Raw genomic sequence first — 17,939 nt, 5'->3', positions numbered from 1 at the left:
TAATGTTAAAAAATACTGATAAATATTGGATTTTATCAGTTCTATCGTTACTAATATCAGGACTGGTAACTACTCTCAGTTACTTTTCAACAATGTCAATAGCAAAAGACTATTTCTTAAAGGATAGTATTAAGAATGCTCAAAACTACATAGAAGTAGTTGCTACATCAATAGGTTCTTCAAAGAAAAAGAAAGAGTTAAAAGAGATTCTAGAAAGAGCTCCATATATAGAAAAAGTTTCTTTTTCGTCTACAAATCCCATTGGAAAGTTTCAGCTAAAAAAAGAACTTTTGTTTCCCGATGGAACTTCAGAAATTACTGTTACATTAAATAAAAAAGAAATATCAAGAAAGGCAAAATCTTTAACTCAGTTAATAGCAGTAATCGTTTTCTTTATTTCTACTTTCTTTCAAATTGTTTTACTTCTTTTGATAAGAAAGCTTTATTTATCTCCTCTAAAAGAAATAAAAAGAGATATTAAAGACATTTATGAAGGTAAACTAAAAAAACTTTCTGAAAAAGGAAGTGATGAATTTGGAAGAATAAGAAAAAGCATAAATAAAATGATCGACAGTATTAAAGAAAAAGATACTAGAGCAGATATAATATCTCAGTTTATTTCTCTTTTAACAGTGGGAAAAGGATTTAATGATGAATTTGTTTCTCTTATGAGAAAAGTATTGGAAATAACAGAAACTGATGGCATAATAATAGGAATTATTCAAGATAACGAAAATATAAACTTAAAAACTATTACCAAAAGCGATAAGTTCGAATTAGAGAAAAAATTAAATGAGCTAGAAGGAATAGAACCTTATATTCTTGAATTAGAAAAAGAAGTAGAAACTACAAAAAAAGATATTTTATCAGAAAAAGAAAAAGAATTAGGTATTCAGTATGTTTTTGGGTTACCAATGAAAGTATTCTCTCATAAACTCGGTTTTTGTCTCTTTTTTAAAGAAAGTCCTAAAGCTCTTCCTCAGGAAGATAAGAACTATATAAGAAATATAGCAAAATCTATAGCAATTTCTGTAGAAACAAGGAAGTTAATATCAGAATTACAAGAAAAATTAAAGAAAGAAGAAAAACTAACAGAAACTATAATTAAGACACTTGTACGAGGTATTGAAATTAGAGACTCCTATACACGAGGACATTCTGAAAGAGTAGCTTTTTATTCAAAACGCATTGCCGAAGAAATAAATCTTTCAAAAGAAAAAATCAACAATATATATATGGCTGCTATACTCCATGATATCGGTAAAATAGGAATACCAGATAGCATTCTTCTAAAACCTTCAAAGTTAACAGATAAAGAATACGAGATAATCAAGTTACACCCTATCCTCAGTTATGAGTTACTTAAACATATAGAACTTTTAGAAGGAGCTCTTGATGGAATTAGGTACCACCACGAAAGATGGAACGGAAGTGGTTATCCAAAAGGATTGAAAGAAAAAGAAATACCTATTGAGGCTAGAATTATAGCAATTGCTGATTCATTTGATGCCATGACCAGCAACAGAATTTATAGAAAAGCTATTGATAAAAAGAAGGCTATAAAAGAAATTAAAGAAAAAGCAGGAATTTTCTACGATCCTGAAATTGTAGAAGTAGCTTTACCTATACTTATGTATGAAGAACCAGTAGGACTAACAGAAGAGTATTTAGATTTATCTATAATTCGAGAAATAGAAGAAAGGAGGCTAGACTACTTCCTTAGAGATTCTCTAACTGGTGTCTTTAATAGGAATGCTCTTGAGTATGTTTACAATCTCATGAAAGATAAAAAAGAAGCATTTTCTGTCTACGTAGTAGATATTGCTAAGCTGAGAGAAATAAATATTTCCCAAGGTTGGAAAAAAGGTGATGAAATCCTTAAGAGAGTCGTTTCTATGATTGAAGAAAAATTTAAGCCAAGCTATATTGTAAGATATGCAGGAGACAACTTTGTATTCTTTATAAATGAAACTGTAGAAGAACCTGTAGTAAGAAAAAGAATAGAAGAGATAGAAAAAGAACTTGACATTCAATTAAGCTTTGTAGAGCTCCATAACGTAGAAAATATAGAAGATCTAAAAAAAGAACTTACAAGAATAGAATTATAAATTAAGGATATTTGCACTTGAAAGTTTTTTCATCATCATTGCTAAAGACAGCTTTTGTTTTTCAAGTTTCTGAGAGTCTTTTTATCTTTTTCATTATTGTTAAAAAGTTGTAAAAGTTTTGTTAAAATAATTGTCAATTCAAAGGCGGGAGGAAAAGAATGAAGATACACGAATATCAGGCAAAAGAAATTTTCAAAAAGTATAAACTACCTGTTCCTAATGGAATAGTTGTTTACAACGCTCAAGAAGCTGAAGAAGCTGCTAAAGAATTAGGAACACCTGTAGTTGTTGTAAAAGCTCAGGTCCACGCTGGAGGAAGAGGAAAGGCTGGAGGAGTCAAACTTGCAAAGTCTCCAGAGGAAGCTGGAAAAATTGCTTCCGAAATGATAGGCAACCGCCTTAGAACTTATCAAAATCCAGAAGGTCTTCCAATAAATTGTGTATTAGTTGAAGCCGGAGTAAATATAGACAAAGAATTTTACGTAGGTCTTACTCTTGATAGAGAAGTTTCAAGACCTGTTTTAATGGTTTCTGCTGCTGGTGGAATGGAAATTGAAGAAATAGCAAAAACAAATCCAGAGCTCATTATTAAAGAACACATTGATCCTGCAATTGGTCTTCTTCCATATCAGGCAAGGAAAATCGCTTATAAGGTTGGAATTACAGACAAGAATCTTCTTTCCCAGTTTGTAAAGATAGCAATGACTTTAAGCAAAATGTACTTTGAACTTGACGCATCATTAATTGAAATTAACCCGCTTGTTCAGACAAAAGAGGGAGAGTTTATATGTCTTGATGCAAAAATTGACTTTGACGACAATGCACTCTTTAGGCATAAAGACATACAAGAGCTTGAAGATACAACTCAAATCGATCCTCTTGAGCTTGAAGCTAAAAAGTGGGATCTCAACTACGTTAAGCTTGATGGAAACATCGGTTGTATGGTTAACGGTGCAGGTCTTGCAATGGCTACTATGGATACAATCAAGTACTACGGCGGAGAACCTGCAAACTTCTTAGACGTTGGTGGTACTGCAACAGTTGAAAGAGTAGCAGCAGCATTTAAGCTCCTTCTTTCCGATCCAAACGTTAAGGCAATTTTTGTAAACATCTTCGGTGGAATCGTAAGGTGCGATAGGATTGCAGGAGGAATTATTGAAGCTGCAAAGCAGGTTGAACTCGATAGACCTCTCATCGTAAGACTTGAAGGAACAAACGTTGAACTTGGTAGAAAAATGCTTGAAGAAAGTGGTTTAAACATCATTCCAGCAAAAGACATGGCTGACGGTGCACAAAAAGCTGTAAAAGCTGCCAAAGGTAAACTATAAAATAAGGGGAGGATAGAAATGAGCGTACTTATAAATAAAGATACGAAAGTAGTTGTTCAGGGACTTACAGGAAAAGAAGGTTCATTCCATGCTAAGCAGTGTCTTGATTATGGAACACAAGTTGTTGCAGGTGTTACGCCTGGTAAAGGTGGAATGATTTGGGAAGACGATGAAAAGAGACATAAGGTTCCAGTCTTCAACACAGTAGAAGAAGCTGTAAAAGAAACAGGAGCTAATGCATCTTTAATTTTTGTTCCTCCAGCTTTTGCTGCAGATGCAATTATGGAAGCAGCTGATGCAGGAATAAAGATCATCATCTGTATTACAGAAGGAATTCCTGTAAATGACATGGTGAAAGTTAAGAGAGCTTTAGAAGGAACAGGCGTAAGATACGTAGGACCAAACTGTCCAGGTGTTATTACTCCAGAAGAGTGTAAAATGGGAATTATGCCTGGACATATTTTCAAAAAAGGAAAAGTAGGTATTGTTTCTCGTAGTGGAACTTTAACTTACGAGGCTGCATACCAGCTAACTCAAAGGGGAATAGGTCAGTCAACAGTTATTGGAATTGGTGGAGACCCAGTTCCAGGAACAACTCACAAAGAAGCTATCGAAATGTTTAATAACGATCCTGAAACCGATGCAATTGTTCTTATTGGAGAAATTGGTGGAACAATGGAAGAAGAAGCTGCTGAGTACATAAAAGAAAATGTTGAAAAACCTGTAATTGCATACATCGCTGGTGTAACTGCACCTCCTGGAAGAAGGATGGGACACGCTGGTGCTATTATTTCTGGTGGTAAGGGAGATGCTAAGAGTAAAATGGACGCTCTAAGGGCTGCAGGAGCTTATGTCTGCGAAACCCCTGCAGTAATTGGAGAGACTGTAGAGAAAGCTTTAAAAGAAAGAGGCTTAATCTAAGTAAGGAGGAAAAAATGGCAGCAAAAGCAGTGGTTGTAGTTAAAGAAGAATGGTGCAAAGGATGTAACATATGTGCAGCTGTTTGTCCTACAAAAGTTCTTGAGCTTGATAAGGTAAAAGCTGTAATGAAAGTAGTTGCTCCTGAAAAGTGCATTGGCTGTAAGCAATGTGAAATGATTTGTCCAGATTTCTGCATTTACGTCTTCACTCCAGAAGAATATGAAGAAATTCAAAGCGCTTAAGGAGGAAAAAATGGCGAAATTGGAATTAAAGTACGGGAACCATGCCTGTGCGGAAGCTGCAATCCTTGTAGGTTGTGATTTTTATGCAGGTTATCCAATCACTCCATCTTCTGAGATTGCTGAAAAAATGTCTGAACTCCTCCCAAAAAATAACGGTACTTTTATTCAGATGGAAGATGAAATTGCTGCAATGGGAGCAGTTGTTGGTGCTTCTATGGCTGGAGCAAAAGCAATGACAGCTACTTCCGGTCCTGGTTTTTCTCTAAAGCAAGAGAACATAGGACTTGCTTTTATGGTAGAAGCTCCTTGCGTTATTGTTAACGTTCAAAGAGGTGGTCCATCTACAGGTCTTCCAACTCAAATTGGTCAGCAAGAAATTATGCAATCTCTTTGGGGAACACACGGAGACAAGCTTATTCCAGTCTTTTATCCTGGAAATGTTCAAGAAATCATGGAAGAAACCATCAGAGCTTTCAACTGGGCAGAAAAATTAAGAACACCTGTAGTTCTCTTACTTGACGAAGTTCTTGGACACATGAGAGAAACAGTTGACGTAGACAGATTCACTCCTGATAAGATAGAAGTTTGGAAAAGAAAGCAACCAGCAGTCCCACCTGAAGAATACCTTCCATATAAAGCTCTTGAAGATGATGTTCCTGCAATAGCAGATTATGGAACACCAGGCTACAGAGGACACGCTACAGGTCTTCATCATGACTATACAGGTTTCCCAACAACAAACCCTGAAATGTGTCAAGAGTTAATTGAAAGACTCATAAGAAAAGTAAAAAGATGCCAACCTGAAATGGAAAAGAACGAAGAATATATGCTTGACGATGCAGAAATCGCAATTGTTGCTTTTGGAACTACTGCAAGATCTGCAAGAACAGCTGTTCAACTTGCAAGAGAGAAAGGAATAAAAGCAGGACTATTTAGACCTATTACAATTTGGCCATCTCCAGAGGAGACTCTCAACAAACTTGCAAAACATGTAAAAGCAATCTTAGTTCCAGAACTAAACATGGGACAGTATGTCCTTGAAGTTGAAAGGTGTGCGAAAGGAGAATGTGAAGTCTTTAGAATGAATAGAGCTAATGGACATGTTATCTATCCTCACGAAATCCTTGAAAAGTTAGAGGAAATCGCTAAGTAGGAGGTAAAAAATGAATATTCCTATGGAAAAAATAGTAGAAAAAAAGCCTTACTTTAAATATCTAAGACTTAACAAAATGCCAACTATCTGGTGTCCTGGTTGTGGTATTGGTCAAGCGTTTAGAGCTACATGTATGGCTCTTCATGAACTTGGAATTCCTAATGATAAAGTAGCAATGGTTTCCGGTATCGGTTGTTCTTCTAGAACCCCAGGATACTTTGATGGATTTACCCTCCATACAACACACGGTAGAGCTCTAACAGCAGCAACAGGATTAAAGCTCTATAAACCTGAACTTACAACAATAGTCTTTTCAGGAGACGGTGATTCCCTTGCCATTGGAGGAAACCACTTTATCCACGCTGCAAGAAGGAACATTGATATAACACTTGTTCTTATTAATAATTGGATTTACGGTATGACAGGTGGACAGGTTTCTCCTACAACTCCTAAAGGTTCTTATGCAACTACAACTCCTTACGGTAACTATGAACCTAACTTTGATATTGCAAAAATGGCAATTGCTGCAGGAGCCACCTACGTGGCAAGGGGAACAGCCTACCACGCAACAGAATTAGCAAAACTCATAGCTGATGGAATTAAGCACAAAGGTTTCTCTCTCATTGAAGTTCTTTCTCCATGTACGATTATCTACGGAAGAAAGAACAGAATGTCTATTGAGGAAATGTACTTCTGGTTCAAGGAAAATACTCTTCCTGTAAAGGCTTGGGAAAAACTCCCTGAAGAAAAAAGAGCAGGAAAGATACCAAGAGGTGTACTCTACCATGACACTTCAAGACCAGAATACACAGAAGTTTACTGGAATCAGGTCAAAGCGCTATCTGGAGGTCAAAAATGAGATACGAGGTTAGAGTTATAGGATCAGCAGGACAGGGTTCTATTCTTGCTGCTGTAGTTCTTGCAAATGCTGCAGCAGAAGAAGGGCTAAATGCAACTCAAACAGCTACATACGGCGCTGCAATGAGAAGCGGTGTTTCCTTGGGAGATGTAGTTATTTCTACTGAGCCTATAGACTTTCCTAAAACTATTAACCTCGATGCTGTGATCATTCAATCCCAGGAAGCTTACGACGATATGGTTAAAAGAAACCCTGTAAAGTTTGATCCAGAGTGTGGCGAGCAGGATGCAGATATTCTTGTAAATGTAAAGCCTGGAGGTCTCGTCATAGTTGATGAAGACCTCGTTCAGTGTAATGCTGATTGCAACATGTATAGAATTGTTTCCGCTCCTATTGCAAGAACAGCAACAGAAGTTCTTGGGAAAAGACAAGTAATGAACATTTTAGCTCTTGGAGTTTTCCAGGTTGCAAGCTCTCTCCACTTTGATGGAAAATCTCTAATCTCTGAAGAAAGTTTCCTTAGAGCAATTGAGAAAAACGTTCCTTCAAGATTTGTTGAACTTAATAAGAAAGCCTTTATGGAAGGAGTAAAATTAGGAAAAGCTGCTCTTCAAAAAGCATAAAAAGGGGGAAAAATCCCCCTTTTTTTCTTAATCCTTTATTCTTTTTTCTTACTTTTGACTATTAAAATAGGTTTAGTTGAAGCTTTTATAATACCCAAAATCTCACCAACATTGAAGAAAGAAAGGGATTCAGCAGAAATTCCCAAGGCTATGAGCTTTATATCATTTTCTTCAGCATAAGAAGCTATAACTTCCTCAAGTTCTCCCGGAATTAAAGAAATAACCGTTTTTATTCCTTTTTCTTCAAATTCTTTAGCAATTTCTTTTAGTTTTAAAAATCTCCTCTTTAGACCATCTACGTAGCCTTCACTTAAAGAGGCTTTTAGAGCTTCTATCTTCTCCTCAGAATTATAATTTTCCTTTGAAATTAATCCCCATTCAGAGTGAAGCATAACATATAAAAGATGTACTTCCATACAACCTGCATTTTTTAACTTGAATATATAAGGTTTAACCTCTAAACTTGCTTCTTCTAAATCTATTGGATAAAGAATTTTCTGAAATAGCATTATCCCTCCTCCTTTTTAATAATTAAAACTGGACATTTTGCATTTCTTATTACATCGGTTGACACACTTCCTAAAAGTATCTCCGTAAGTAAACCTTTACCGTGAGCTCCCATAATAATTAATCTGACTTTTTCGCTTTCTGCTATGTTTACTATTTGCTTAGAAACGTTTCCGTACTTAAGATAGATTTTAGCAGATAGACCTTCCCTTTCTAACTTATTTTTAATAGTTTCAAGTTTTTGAAGTAATGTAGTTACGTACTCCTGATCAAGGTCCGGAAGAATCTTAAAAAGTTCTTTCTCTTTAATAAGATCTGCTCCCTCTGGAAGCTCAATTGATACATCATCAACTACATGAACAACTATTACTTCTTTCGTTCCAGCATTTTTTAGCTTTCTAACATAATCAAGAGCATACTCTGCAAGTGGAGAAAAGTCTGTTGAATAAAGAATTTTTTCAAATAACGGCATTTCTCCCCCCTAACGGATAGAAAACTCTTCCGTATTAAAGTTTGGTTTTACAGTTAATCTATCTATTAGTTTATCATTTTTTTCAACCGCTACTTCAACACTTGGTCTATCTTTCGCATCAGAATACCTTGCAACAATTTCTGCTGCTATCTTAAGAAAGGAAGATTCGGGCGTTTTTTTACACCTTAAAAGAGCAGTTGGACCAGGAATAGAAGGAGTCCATAAAACGCAGTCTTCTTCTTTTTTATGTTTTCGTAAGAACCTATTTTCTTCTCTATTTCTACCAATAATAAGCTTACAGTCTCCAATTCTAAAATGTCTTCCTATTTTTAAAAGTTTCACATTTTCCCATGTTAATTCATCATGTGCCATCAAATCCTTTACTTTCTTTGCGTAAATAGGTTCTGTTAAGAGACATCCTCCTGCAGGAGTTGGAAGATTTTCAAGGTTTATCTTTAGTTTTTCTAAGATTTCGGGATACCTCTTTCTTGAACGTCCCTTCAAATCCAAAAGTTCTTCTTTTTTTACTATTCCTTCTTCTTCATAAACTGTTTGAGGAAGTAACTTGGCAGATAAAGGTCTTAGAACTTTTCCTTTTAATCCTGAAAGCTTTTCTATCTTTCTAAAAGCATCTAAATGTTGAGACATAGGCCTTTGTCCAAGAACTTCTCCTGTAGCAATAATATTACCCTTAGCTAACTCTTTAATCTTTCTTAGCATGTAAGCTTTGCAGTCAATACAAGGGTTTATGTTCTTTCCATATCCATAAACGGGATTTTTCAACATTTCAAGGTAATCATCTCCCGCTTCTATAAATTCTAAGTTTATTCCAAGCTCTTTAGCTAAGTTTTTTAAATCTTCTAAGTTTTTTTGAAAAAAGGGAGATGTAATATGAACTCCTATAACTTCAAATCCTAAATCTTTCAAGAGTTTTGCCGCAATAATACTATCAAGTCCTCCTGAGAAAAGCAGATAAACTTTTTTTCTTTCCATAGACACAACCCCTATTTTGGTTTAATTTAAAGATAAGAGACAAGAGAAAAAGGAGGAAGGGATGGCAACCCTAAAACTACATCTAACAGGCGACGGTATTGATTTAACAGGAGCTATAAAAAACACGTTGGAGGAAAAGTTCAAGAAACTTGAAAAATATCTTGGAGATGATGAAGAAAGAGAAATCTCTGCTGATATAGTTGTAAAAAAAGAAAAGTATCGTGCTTCTGTAGAAATCGTTATATATCACGTTTTCGACCATACACTCAGAATAAAGAAAGAGACAGACGATCTTTATACTGCTATTGACTACGTTGTAGATGCAGCTGAAAAACAGCTAAGAAGACTAAAAGACAAAGTTGTAACTGAAGCTAAAAGAGATGCTCAAAAGAATTCTTTTAAAAGAAGTATTACCTTTGTAGAGGAAGAAGTTGTAGAAAAGCCTGTTGAAATAATTGAGGTAGAACCTGAGCTCTACAAACCTATTTCCGTAGAAGATGCTGTAATTAAACTTTTAGGTTCAAATAGAGAATTTGTTGTCTTCTGTAACGTAGAAACAGGGAATGCAGCAGTTGTATATAAAAGAAAAGATGGAAACGTAGGACTAATAGAAATGCCTTCCTGTAAGTAAGAAGGACTTCCTTTCATGGAAGTCCCTTCTTTATAGCTCTAAATTTTCTCTTATCCAAAATAAAAAAGGGAGGCGTGAAGCCTCCCTTTTATTGACAATCTTAATTACTTCGTTAGAACTTAACTGTAGCTTGAGTATAGATCCAGTCTCCAGCTTTATCTTCACCATTTAGATAGTCGTTTGCATAGTCCTTATCTGGATCAAGGTGAGACCATCCAGCCTCAAAGCAAAGGTTCTTGCTGTACTCATAAAAAGCACCAAGGTCTACTTCCCATCCTATGTTGTTTCCACCATTTGAGAAGTCTTTATCAGACTTAAGGTAGTGATAACCAAATGAAAGTCCGATCTTTTCTGTTGGATTAGCACCAACTTTAAAGTAAAGATCTTTGATACCTTCCTTTACAAACTTAGCATCTGACATTCCTAAATAAGCTCCTAGAGACTGATCAAACTGGTTGTAAGCACCTAAGAACTTATCAACGTTTGGAACTGGAGCAAGGAAAGCATTAAAATCTCCCTTTCCATCATCTCCAGAGTATACATCATATCCTACAAATACACTTGGATTCCATGCATAGTTAAGGTCAGCACCAGCTCCAACGCTGTACATGTAACCCTTAAAGTTAGCTCCAGCAACTGCTACTTGATCAGCATTACCGCTTTGCCATGCGCCTTCAACATTTGCTTTTACTTTACCAAACTCAACATCAACTTCTGGAGTTACTCTTGCATAAATAGTGTTAAGATCAAAGTTTGCAACAGTTGGATTAATATATACATCTGTTAACTCGTAAGTTCCACCAAATCCAAATGGCTTAAATGAACCTTGCCATGTGGCTACATAGAGATCTATATCATAAATTGGCTCTCCATTTTTATCAGTACCTACCTTACCCTTTGTATCCTCAAGCTTTCCATAGAAAAATCCAGCAAGTCCGTAATCACCTGCTACATAGCCAAGTAAAATACCATCAAGAGATCTATCTTCCTGGAACCAATCGTTAGAAGATACAAGTCTTTCGTTTCCAAGGTTAACTTCCTGACGACCAGCTTTAACAATTACATTGTTGATTCCAAATGGATTTGATAAAAGGAAGTAAGCTTCATGGATGTTAATAGAGTCTTGAGCTACTTCCTTATTTAGATCTAATCCATTTGTTCCTACTCCATGAAAATGGCTTCCAGCATTAAATGCTGCTTCTGGAACAAATACTGCACTTACACCATCAGAGAGCTCAGCTTTAAGTTTAAGCTTTGCTCTCATAGGAATATAAATGTCTCTTCCCTCTCCTGTTCCTACATCGTTTGCATACCATTCAATTCTTTCTCTTAACTCACCGCCGATAGTTACCTTCGTGTTACCCATTTCCATATCATCGGCAGCTTTTGAAGGTGTACTAGGTACTATAAGTGCTGCTGCGAGACCCATTAAGGTCGCTACTTTTAGTGCTTTTCTCATCTTCGGGACCTCCCCATGAAATTTTTTCTAAACTTTAACTTTACACCAGCTAATTTAATACCTTTTTTAAAAAAGTGTCAAGTCTTCCAACTGCTCTACCAAGCTCAAATTTTGCAAATTTGCAAAAATAGTTAAAATAATATCATGCTATATATAGAGTATTTTATATAAACTTGCAACTTCTGTTGAAGTTCAGATAGAAGGTGGACACCCTACAATAACCTTTGAATACCACAAGGAGGTGTCCACCGATGAAACAATTGAAAAGATTCAAAGGAACATCCCTCCATATATCAAGCACAAATACAGCATTCAAAGAAACCCTGAAAGAAGGAAGAAGAGTAAAAAAGAAGCTTGACCTAACAAAAGACAGAAATGTTAAAAGGAGACTCAAATGGATAGAGTATTACCACAAAACAGGCAACGCCAGAAAAACATGCAGATACTTTGGCATCAGTCCAACAACCTTCTACAAGTGGAAAAAAAGATACGACAAGTACGGGATAGAAGGACTCCAAGACAGAAACAAAAGACCTCATAAAGTAAGACAACCCCAAACAGAACCAGAAATAGAACACATCATCGTCACAATAAGGGAAAAATTCCCAACCTGGAGCAAAGAAAAGATAGCAGCCTTCATGGAAAGATACCTAAATGTAAAAATATCATCCTCTACAGTTTACAGGGTTCTCAAAAGACACGGACTAATAGAAAGAACCTGGAAACTAAAAAGTACCTACAAGAGGAAGAAACAGAAAGGGAAAAAGAACCGCACCAGAAAAGGACTAAGAGCAGACAAACCAGGAACAATCCTCATGGACGTTAAATACCTCTACTGGTGCGGTAAAACCTTTTACCAGTTCACGGCAATAGACAAGTTCACCCGAATAGCATTTGCCAAGGTTTATTCTACAAAAAGCAGCAGGAGCGGAAGAAGGTTTTTTGAAGAACTTGAAAAATTTCTTCCCTTCAAGATAGAGAAAGTTCAAACGGATAACGGGAGCGAATTTTTAGGGGAGTTAGACGAATATCTTAAAAGAAAAGGGATAGAACACTACTTTAGTTATCCGAAATCTCCCAAGACTAATGCGCATGTAGAAAGGTTTATTCAAACGACAGAAAGTGAACTATGGATGATAGAAGGAACAGAACCGACTGTTGATGAGATGAATAAAAAACTTTTTGAGTATTTAAAGATTTACAACTTTCTTAGACCCCATCACTCTTTAAATTACAAGACTCCCGCTGAGAAGTTTGAGGACTATATTAGAAGTCATCAAGGTGTCCACCATGTATTGAACTCGAACAACTTCTTGCAAGTAAGTTTTTTTATCCTATATTTTTCATCTAAAAATTTGCCCACGTGGCTCAGGAGGTTAGAGCGCACCCTTGGTAAGGGTGAGGTCGGCGGTTCGACTCCGCCCGTGGGCACCATTGCTCATACGATAAAGAGTGAATAGTGAACTGTAAATAGTGAAAAGTAGTTAAAAAAACAAAAAATTAAAGTTTTCTTTAACTTCCTCTTAACGTATCTTGAATTTCCGTTTAGATGTTGTTAAATTTTTGCCTAAAAATTCACAAAATATTTAACTATTTAATAGTTATGGAGGAATAGCTATGGCGAAGCAAAAGTTTGAAAGGACAAAACCCCACAAGAACGTGGGAACAATCGGACACGTTGACCACGGAAAAACAACTCTCACAGCAGCAATCACACACTGTCTTGCTCTCCAAGGAAAGGCTCAAGAAGTAGCCTACGACCAAATTGACAAAGCTCCAGAAGAAAGAGAAAGAGGAATTACAATCGCTACTGCTCACGTTGAGTACGAATCTGACAAGTACCACTACGCTCACGTAGACTGCCCAGGACACGCAGACTACATCAAGAACATGATTACTGGTGCTGCTCAGATGGACGGAGCTATCCTTGTTGTATCAGCAGCAGACGGTCCAATGCCACAAACAAGAGAACACGTTCTTCTTGCAAGACAGGTTAACGTTCCATACATCGTAGTATTCTTAAACAAAGTAGACATGGTAGATGACGAAGAACTTCTTGAACTCGTTGAGCTTGAAGTAAGAGAACTACTTAACGAATACGACTTCCCAGGAGACGAAGTACCAGTAATTAAAGGATCAGCTCTTAAAGCTCTTGAATGTACATCTCCAGACTGTCCTGACTGCCAGCCAATTTATGAATTAGTAAACGCATTAGATGAATATGTACCTGAGCCAGTAAGAGAAGTAGACAAGCCATTCCTCATGCCAATAGAAGACGTATTCTCCATTTCTGGTAGGGGAACAGTAGTAACAGGAAGAGTAGAAAGAGGAAAGCTCACAGTAGGAGAAGAAGTAGAGATAGTAGGACTAAGAGAAGAACCAATCAAGACAGTAGCAACAGGAATAGAGATGTTTAGGAAAGTACTTGACGAAGCACTTCCAGGAGACAACGTAGGAATTCTTTTAAGAGGTGTAGGAAAGGACGAAGTAGAGAGAGGAATGGTAGTAGCAAAGCCTGGCTCAATTAATCCACACAAGAAGTTTAAGGCAGAAGTTTACATTCTCTCCAAGGAAGAAGGAGGAAGACACACACCATTTTTTAATGGATATCAGCCACAGTTTTACTTTAGAACAACAGATGTAACAGGAAAGGTAAAGCTTCCGGAAGGCGTAGAGATGGTAATGCCTGGAGATAACGTTACATTTGAAGTAGAACTTCTAAAACCAGTAGCTATTGAAGAAGGGCTTAGATTTGCTATTCGTGAAGGTGGAAAAACTGTAGGTGCTGGCGTTGTTACGGAAATTCTTGACTAAGTAAATTACAAAATAATGAGGAGATAGAAATGGCTAAAAAAGGACCTCGCGAGATAATACAGCTTGCATGTACAGAGTGTAAGAGAAGAAATTATTCTACTACTAAAAACAAAAGAAACACTCCAGATAGACTTGAGCTAAAGAAATACTGTCCATGGTGCAATAAACATACCTTGCACAAAGAGGTAAAATAGACTATATTGTTCTCTGCAATTTTGGTAGGCCAGTAGCCCAATTGGCAGGGCTCCGGACTCCAAATCCGGCGGTTGGGGGTTCGAGTCCCTCCTGGCCTGCCATTTATTATTTTTATCTTTTCGTTTTAATTAAAATCCCAAAAATTTTATAATAAACTTATTTTAATTTTTGACGCTAAATAAAAAAGCGGAGCAGATATGTCACCCATAACATTTTTAAAAGAGGTAAGGGAAGAGCTCAGTAGAGTAACATGGCCTTCTAAAGAAGAGGTCATAGAAGCAACTGCTGGTATTGTTATTTTTTGCATAGTTGTTGCCGTTTACTTTTGGGCTTTAGATTTTGTATTCTCCGAACTACTTAAACTGATAATAGAGAAATAAGGGAGTAGATTCAATGGAAGAGAAAAAGTGGTATTCACTCCATGTTCAGTCTGGATTTGAAAACAGAGTTAAAGCTAACATTCTTAAAGCTCTAAAAGAAGAAGGACTAGAAAATAAAGTAGAAGAAATATTTATTCCAGCGGTAGAAAAAGTTATTTTTAAAGTAGCAGGAAAAGAAAAGGGGGAAATTCCTTTAAGAGGTGAACCTCGAATTCATGAAATAGAAGGAGAAGAAGGAAAAAAAGTCGTATTTAAAATAGAAGACGGAAAAGTATGGGTAGAATCTTGCGAATGCGAAAAGAAAAAGTGTATTCCTGATAAACCAATAGAAAAAATTGGTCAAAAAATAAAATGTCCAGAAAATAAAGTAGAGGCAAAAATAGAATTAAGAGATAAACTATATCCTGGATATATATTTATCAAAGCAGATCTTGATAAGAATGTTCAAAGTACAATAAGACGTGTTCCAAGAGTACTTGGATTTGTAAGTGCGGGGGGGAAACCTGTTGTTGTTCCAGAAGCAGAAATTCAAGCTATGAGAGAAAGACTCAAAAAAGGAGTTCCAAAAATCAAGAAACTTAAGTTTGATATTGGAGATAAGGTAAAAATTAAAGAAGGACCATTTATTGGCTTCGAAGGTAGCATTTCAGAGATTGACCCAGAGCGTGAAAAGATTATAGTTTTGGTTAACATTTTTGATAGACAAACTCCGGTCGAGCTGGAGTTTGACCAGATTGAGAAAATAAGCTAAGGACTTAAACGGAGGAAGAAATGGCAAAAAAAGTTGTAGCTGAAGTGAAGCTGCAGCTGCCTGCCGGTGAGGCAACTCCTGCACCTCCTGTTGGACCAGCATTGGGACAACATGGTGTAAACATCATGGAGTTTGTAAAGGCATTTAACGCAGCTACAGCTGATAAGAAAGGACTCGTTATTCCGGTAGTTATTACCATCTATGCAGACAGGTCATTTACTTTTGTTCTCAAGACACCTCCTGCATCTGTTCTTATTAAGAAAGCTGCAGGTATAGAAAAGGGAGCTCACCAACCAAAGAAAGAATGGGTTGGACAGATTACTAAGGAACAGTTAAGACAAATAGCTGAACAGAAGATGCAGGATCTTAACTGCTATGACATTGAGTCAGCTATGAAAATCATAGCTGGAACAGCTGAGAACATGGGAGTAAAAGTAGTTGAATAGTTGAACTACTTAACGATTCAACCAATTAACTAACCACCGAGCGGTGGGAGGCATTTTGAGAAAACTGTGCCGATAGGAGGAGAAAATGCCAAAGCACGGAAAGAAGTATATGAACGCTCTAGCCCTTATTGAAAGGGGCAAACTTTATCCACTTGATGAAGCTATCGGCCTTGTAAAGAAAATGGCTGATGTGACAAAGAGAAACTTTGATCAAACAGTAGAGATGGCAGTAAGGCTCAACGTTGATCCAAAATACCAAGATCAAATGGTAAGGGGTAGTGTTGTTTTACCTCACGGTCTTGGTAAAGAAAGAAAAGTTGCAGTAATAGCTCAAGGTGAAAAGCTTCAAGAAGCTCAGGAAGCAGGAGCAGATTTTGTCGGTGGAGATGATCTTATACAGAAGATTCAGCAAGGATGGCTAGATTTTGATATTTTAATTGCTACTCCAGACATGATGAGTAAGGTGGGAAGGCTCGGAAGGATTTTAGGTCCAAGAGGTCTTATGCCTAACCCTAAAACAGGTACTGTAACTTTTGATATTGCAAAGGCAGTTAAAGAGGCTAAAAGCGGTAAGGTAGACTTTAAAGTTGAAAAAGCTGGTATTGTCCATGCTCCAATAGGAAAAGTATCCTTTGATGAACAAAAGCTTCTTGAAAACGCAGTTGCTCTTTTAAAGGCTATTTTAGCTGTCAAACCATCAGGAGCTAAAGGGCAGTATGTAAAGAGCATTGCTGTTTCAGCTACAATGGATCCTGGTGTTAAGGTTGACATTTTTGATGCAATAAACAGAGCTCAATCAGCAGAATAAGGTTGACAATAAAAGAATTTTGAATAGAATTACCGTTGCAGTTTGCGGTGGTCGTAGAGGGTAGGTGCATAGCTTAAATGCCTGAAAAAGGCAGCCTACTGAGACCAGAGAGCGTAATTTTTCTCTCCCTCCACTATGCCCTTCCCTCTACACTCCCGCCGGAAATTAATTATTTAGGAGGTAACTCCTTTGAAAACGAGAAAAGCTAAAGAACAGATAGTAAAAGAACTTAAAGAGAAGTTTGAAAAAGCTTCTCTTGTTATTCTTACAAATTTTGACGGAATGACAGTTGCAGAAAGCAACAAACTTAGAAGGTCTCTTAAAGAAGTAGGAGCAGAATACAAAGTTGTTAAGAATACTCTTATGAGGTATGCTTATCCAGGCACACCTGTAGAGCAAATTAAAGATGCTTTTACTGGACCAACTGGAATTGTTTTTGCCTTTGATGACATAGTAGCAGCTGCAAAAGCTCTTAAGGAGTTCTTTGAGGAAAAAGACTCCAAGCTTAAGTTTAAAGCAGCTGTTGTAGAAGGAAAAGTTGCTGATGTTGAAATGATCAAACAACTTGCTTCTCTTCCTGGAAGAGAAGAACTCCTTGGTCAGCTCGCATTTACTCTTAAGTATCCTGTTAATGCTGTTGCATGGTCTCTTGACAATCTATTCCAAAAGCTTGTTACAGTTCTTGAAAATGTTAAAGCTGAAAAAGAATCAGCATAAAGTAAAAAAGGAGGTTTAAAGAAATGGCAGAAATCACAAAAGAACAAATCATCGAAGCTATCAAAAACATGACAGTTCTTGAGCTTGTTGACCTCATCAACGCTATCAAGGAAGAGTTTGACGTATCTGATATGCCTGTAGTTGCTGCAGGTGCTGTTGCTGCTCCAGGTGCTGCTGCAGGTGCTGCTGCTGAAGAAAAGACAGAATTTGATGTTATTCTTAAGTCTCCAGGTGCTAAGAAAATCAACGTTATTAAAGTTGTAAGAGAAGTTACAGGATTAGGTCTTAAGGAAGCTAAGGAACTTGTAGACAATGCTCCAAAGCCAGTTAAGGAAGGTGTTTCTAAAGAAGAAGCTGAAGAAATTAAGAAGAAACTTGAAGAAGCTGGTGCTGAAGTAGAAGTTAAGTAACTCTTGAAAGTTTATCCTAAAGGTATATAATTTCTGCTGGGAGACTGCCAATGGGGTAGTCTCCCTTATCGCATTTGAGGAATAGGTAATTTTTAAGTTCCTTTGAACCCAAAATAATCCTT

Annotated in this window: 20 protein-coding genes, 2 tRNA genes and 1 pseudogene; 19 read left to right on the top strand and 4 right to left on the bottom strand. The window is 36.8% G+C overall.

What is annotated here, in order from left to right; all coding sequences use genetic code 11:
- Window positions 1-2 precede the first annotated feature (2 nt).
- The 7 genes from DESTER_RS00890 to DESTER_RS00860 all read left to right on the top strand — a co-directional run bounded on the left by DESTER_RS00890 (window position 3) and on the right by DESTER_RS00860 (window position 7,234).
- Entirely contained in the window at window positions 3-2,108 is a 2,106-nt protein-coding gene (locus DESTER_RS00890) for an HD domain-containing phosphohydrolase (RefSeq protein WP_013637790.1), read from the top strand.
- A 158-nt stretch (window positions 2,109-2,266) separates the two neighbouring features.
- Window positions 2,267-3,436, top strand: a complete 1,170-nt coding sequence (gene sucC / locus DESTER_RS00885; RefSeq protein ID WP_013637789.1) for an ADP-forming succinate--CoA ligase subunit beta — start codon at window positions 2,267-2,269, stop codon at window positions 3,434-3,436.
- A gap of 18 nt (window positions 3,437-3,454) precedes the next feature.
- The gene (sucD, locus tag DESTER_RS00880; protein ID WP_013637788.1) at window positions 3,455-4,357 is read left to right on the top strand and encodes a succinate--CoA ligase subunit alpha; all 903 of its coding nucleotides are present in this window, start codon (window positions 3,455-3,457) and stop codon (window positions 4,355-4,357) included.
- A 14-nt stretch (window positions 4,358-4,371) separates the two neighbouring features.
- The gene (locus DESTER_RS00875) at window positions 4,372-4,599 is read left to right on the top strand and encodes a 4Fe-4S binding protein (protein ID WP_013637787.1); all 228 of its coding nucleotides are present in this window, start codon (window positions 4,372-4,374) and stop codon (window positions 4,597-4,599) included.
- 10 nt (window positions 4,600-4,609) lie between these two features.
- Window positions 4,610-5,752: a 2-oxoacid:acceptor oxidoreductase subunit alpha gene (locus DESTER_RS00870; RefSeq protein WP_013637786.1), complete on the top strand. Its 1,143-nt coding sequence runs from the start codon at window positions 4,610-4,612 to the stop codon at window positions 5,750-5,752.
- 10 nt (window positions 5,753-5,762) lie between these two features.
- A complete protein-coding gene (locus DESTER_RS00865; protein ID WP_013637785.1) occupies window positions 5,763-6,611 on the top strand; it encodes a 2-oxoacid:ferredoxin oxidoreductase subunit beta in 849 nt (282 codons plus the stop codon).
- A complete protein-coding gene (locus DESTER_RS00860; RefSeq protein WP_013637784.1) occupies window positions 6,608-7,234 on the top strand; it encodes a 2-oxoacid:acceptor oxidoreductase family protein in 627 nt (208 codons plus the stop codon). The genes DESTER_RS00865 and DESTER_RS00860 overlap by 4 nt, the downstream gene beginning before the upstream one ends.
- 35 nt (window positions 7,235-7,269) lie before the next feature.
- Here the strand turns inward: DESTER_RS00860 and DESTER_RS00855 are convergent, their stop codons facing one another.
- Genes DESTER_RS00855 through DESTER_RS00845 form a run of 3 tightly spaced genes read right to left on the bottom strand, consistent with a single transcriptional unit; the run spans window position 7,270 to window position 9,206 of the window.
- Complete coding sequence (locus DESTER_RS00855; RefSeq protein ID WP_013637783.1) at window positions 7,270-7,743, bottom strand: universal stress protein; 474 nt, start codon at window positions 7,741-7,743, stop codon at window positions 7,270-7,272.
- On the bottom strand, window positions 7,743-8,213 hold the full coding sequence (locus tag DESTER_RS00850; RefSeq protein ID WP_013637782.1) for a universal stress protein: 471 nt from the start codon (window positions 8,211-8,213) through the stop codon (window positions 7,743-7,745). The genes DESTER_RS00855 and DESTER_RS00850 overlap by 1 nt, the downstream gene beginning before the upstream one ends.
- A 9-nt stretch (window positions 8,214-8,222) precedes the next feature.
- Window positions 8,223-9,206, bottom strand: coding sequence for a DUF814 domain-containing protein (locus DESTER_RS00845; RefSeq protein WP_013637781.1), 984 nt, complete (start codon window positions 9,204-9,206; stop codon window positions 8,223-8,225).
- 61 nt (window positions 9,207-9,267) lie between these two features.
- Between DESTER_RS00845 and hpf the strand changes: the two genes are divergently transcribed.
- Entirely contained in the window at window positions 9,268-9,837 is a 570-nt protein-coding gene (gene hpf, locus DESTER_RS00840) for a ribosome hibernation-promoting factor, HPF/YfiA family (protein ID WP_013637780.1), read from the top strand.
- Window positions 9,838-9,949: 112 nt separating this feature from the next.
- Here hpf and DESTER_RS00835 read toward each other — a convergent pair whose 3' ends face one another.
- Window positions 9,950-11,296 carry an alginate export family protein gene (locus DESTER_RS00835; RefSeq protein WP_013637779.1) on the bottom strand — a complete coding sequence of 449 codons (1,347 nt, stop codon included), beginning with the start codon at window positions 11,294-11,296 and terminating at the stop codon, window positions 9,950-9,952.
- A gap of 251 nt (window positions 11,297-11,547) precedes the next feature.
- Between DESTER_RS00835 and DESTER_RS00830 the strand changes: the two are divergent.
- The 11 genes and pseudogenes from DESTER_RS00830 to rplL form a co-directional block, all read left to right on the top strand.
- Window positions 11,548-12,612 (top strand): annotated as a pseudogene (locus DESTER_RS00830) (IS481 family transposase); the annotation flags it as partial.
- Window positions 12,613-12,653: 41 nt separating this feature from the next.
- Window positions 12,654-12,730: transfer RNA gene (locus DESTER_RS00825), tRNA-Thr, on the top strand.
- A 183-nt stretch (window positions 12,731-12,913) separates the two neighbouring features.
- Window positions 12,914-14,110: an elongation factor Tu gene (gene tuf / locus DESTER_RS00820; RefSeq protein WP_013637778.1), complete on the top strand. Its 1,197-nt coding sequence runs from the start codon at window positions 12,914-12,916 to the stop codon at window positions 14,108-14,110.
- A gap of 29 nt (window positions 14,111-14,139) precedes the next feature.
- On the top strand, window positions 14,140-14,304 hold the full coding sequence (gene rpmG, locus DESTER_RS00815; RefSeq protein ID WP_013637777.1) for a 50S ribosomal protein L33: 165 nt from the start codon (window positions 14,140-14,142) through the stop codon (window positions 14,302-14,304).
- 26 nt (window positions 14,305-14,330) lie between these two features.
- Window positions 14,331-14,406 (top strand) — tRNA-Trp (locus tag DESTER_RS00810).
- A 96-nt stretch (window positions 14,407-14,502) separates the two neighbouring features.
- The gene (gene secE / locus DESTER_RS00805) at window positions 14,503-14,685 is read left to right on the top strand and encodes a preprotein translocase subunit SecE (RefSeq protein ID WP_013637776.1); all 183 of its coding nucleotides are present in this window, start codon (window positions 14,503-14,505) and stop codon (window positions 14,683-14,685) included.
- A 13-nt stretch (window positions 14,686-14,698) separates the two neighbouring features.
- Window positions 14,699-15,436, top strand: a complete 738-nt coding sequence (gene nusG, locus DESTER_RS00800) for a transcription termination/antitermination protein NusG (RefSeq protein ID WP_013637775.1) — start codon at window positions 14,699-14,701, stop codon at window positions 15,434-15,436.
- Between the two features lie 20 nt (window positions 15,437-15,456).
- Window positions 15,457-15,882, top strand: a complete 426-nt coding sequence (gene rplK, locus DESTER_RS00795; protein WP_013637774.1) for a 50S ribosomal protein L11 — start codon at window positions 15,457-15,459, stop codon at window positions 15,880-15,882.
- A gap of 85 nt (window positions 15,883-15,967) precedes the next feature.
- Complete coding sequence (gene rplA, locus DESTER_RS00790; RefSeq protein WP_013637773.1) at window positions 15,968-16,690, top strand: 50S ribosomal protein L1; 723 nt, start codon at window positions 15,968-15,970, stop codon at window positions 16,688-16,690.
- Window positions 16,691-16,879: 189 nt separating this feature from the next.
- Window positions 16,880-17,407, top strand: a complete 528-nt coding sequence (rplJ, locus tag DESTER_RS00785; RefSeq protein ID WP_013637772.1) for a 50S ribosomal protein L10 — start codon at window positions 16,880-16,882, stop codon at window positions 17,405-17,407.
- Window positions 17,408-17,439: 32 nt separating this feature from the next.
- Window positions 17,440-17,817, top strand: coding sequence for a 50S ribosomal protein L7/L12 (gene rplL / locus DESTER_RS00780; protein ID WP_083802004.1), 378 nt, complete (start codon window positions 17,440-17,442; stop codon window positions 17,815-17,817).
- The last annotated feature ends 122 nt before the right edge of the window (window positions 17,818-17,939 follow it).

The sequence above is a fragment of the Desulfurobacterium thermolithotrophum DSM 11699 genome (assembly GCF_000191045.1).
In the GTDB taxonomy this organism is placed as follows: domain Bacteria; phylum Aquificota; class Aquificia; order Desulfurobacteriales; family Desulfurobacteriaceae; genus Desulfurobacterium; species Desulfurobacterium thermolithotrophum.
This window is presented reverse-complemented; position numbering and strand designations above follow the sequence as displayed.

Coding starts and splice junctions, on each gene's coding strand:
- DESTER_RS00865 (WP_013637785.1), top strand. CDS start 5,763: ATGAATATTCCTATGGAAAAAATAGTAGAAAAAAAGCCTTACTTTAAA.
- nusG (WP_013637775.1), top strand. CDS start 14,699: ATGGAAGAGAAAAAGTGGTATTCACTCCATGTTCAGTCTGGATTTGAA.
- DESTER_RS00835 (WP_013637779.1), bottom strand. CDS start 11,296: ATGAGAAAAGCACTAAAAGTAGCGACCTTAATGGGTCTCGCAGCAGCA.
- sucD (WP_013637788.1), top strand. CDS start 3,455: ATGAGCGTACTTATAAATAAAGATACGAAAGTAGTTGTTCAGGGACTT.
- DESTER_RS00875 (WP_013637787.1), top strand. CDS start 4,372: ATGGCAGCAAAAGCAGTGGTTGTAGTTAAAGAAGAATGGTGCAAAGGA.
- tuf (WP_013637778.1), top strand. CDS start 12,914: ATGGCGAAGCAAAAGTTTGAAAGGACAAAACCCCACAAGAACGTGGGA.
- DESTER_RS00845 (WP_013637781.1), bottom strand. CDS start 9,206: ATGGAAAGAAAAAAAGTTTATCTGCTTTTCTCAGGAGGACTTGATAGT.
- sucC (WP_013637789.1), top strand. CDS start 2,267: ATGAAGATACACGAATATCAGGCAAAAGAAATTTTCAAAAAGTATAAA.
- DESTER_RS00855 (WP_013637783.1), bottom strand. CDS start 7,743: ATGCTATTTCAGAAAATTCTTTATCCAATAGATTTAGAAGAAGCAAGT.
- rpmG (WP_013637777.1), top strand. CDS start 14,140: ATGGCTAAAAAAGGACCTCGCGAGATAATACAGCTTGCATGTACAGAG.
- DESTER_RS00870 (WP_013637786.1), top strand. CDS start 4,610: ATGGCGAAATTGGAATTAAAGTACGGGAACCATGCCTGTGCGGAAGCT.
- rplK (WP_013637774.1), top strand. CDS start 15,457: ATGGCAAAAAAAGTTGTAGCTGAAGTGAAGCTGCAGCTGCCTGCCGGT.
- DESTER_RS00860 (WP_013637784.1), top strand. CDS start 6,608: ATGAGATACGAGGTTAGAGTTATAGGATCAGCAGGACAGGGTTCTATT.
- rplA (WP_013637773.1), top strand. CDS start 15,968: ATGCCAAAGCACGGAAAGAAGTATATGAACGCTCTAGCCCTTATTGAA.
- hpf (WP_013637780.1), top strand. CDS start 9,268: ATGGCAACCCTAAAACTACATCTAACAGGCGACGGTATTGATTTAACA.
- secE (WP_013637776.1), top strand. CDS start 14,503: ATGTCACCCATAACATTTTTAAAAGAGGTAAGGGAAGAGCTCAGTAGA.
- DESTER_RS00850 (WP_013637782.1), bottom strand. CDS start 8,213: ATGCCGTTATTTGAAAAAATTCTTTATTCAACAGACTTTTCTCCACTT.
- DESTER_RS00890 (WP_013637790.1), top strand. CDS start 3: ATGTTAAAAAATACTGATAAATATTGGATTTTATCAGTTCTATCGTTA.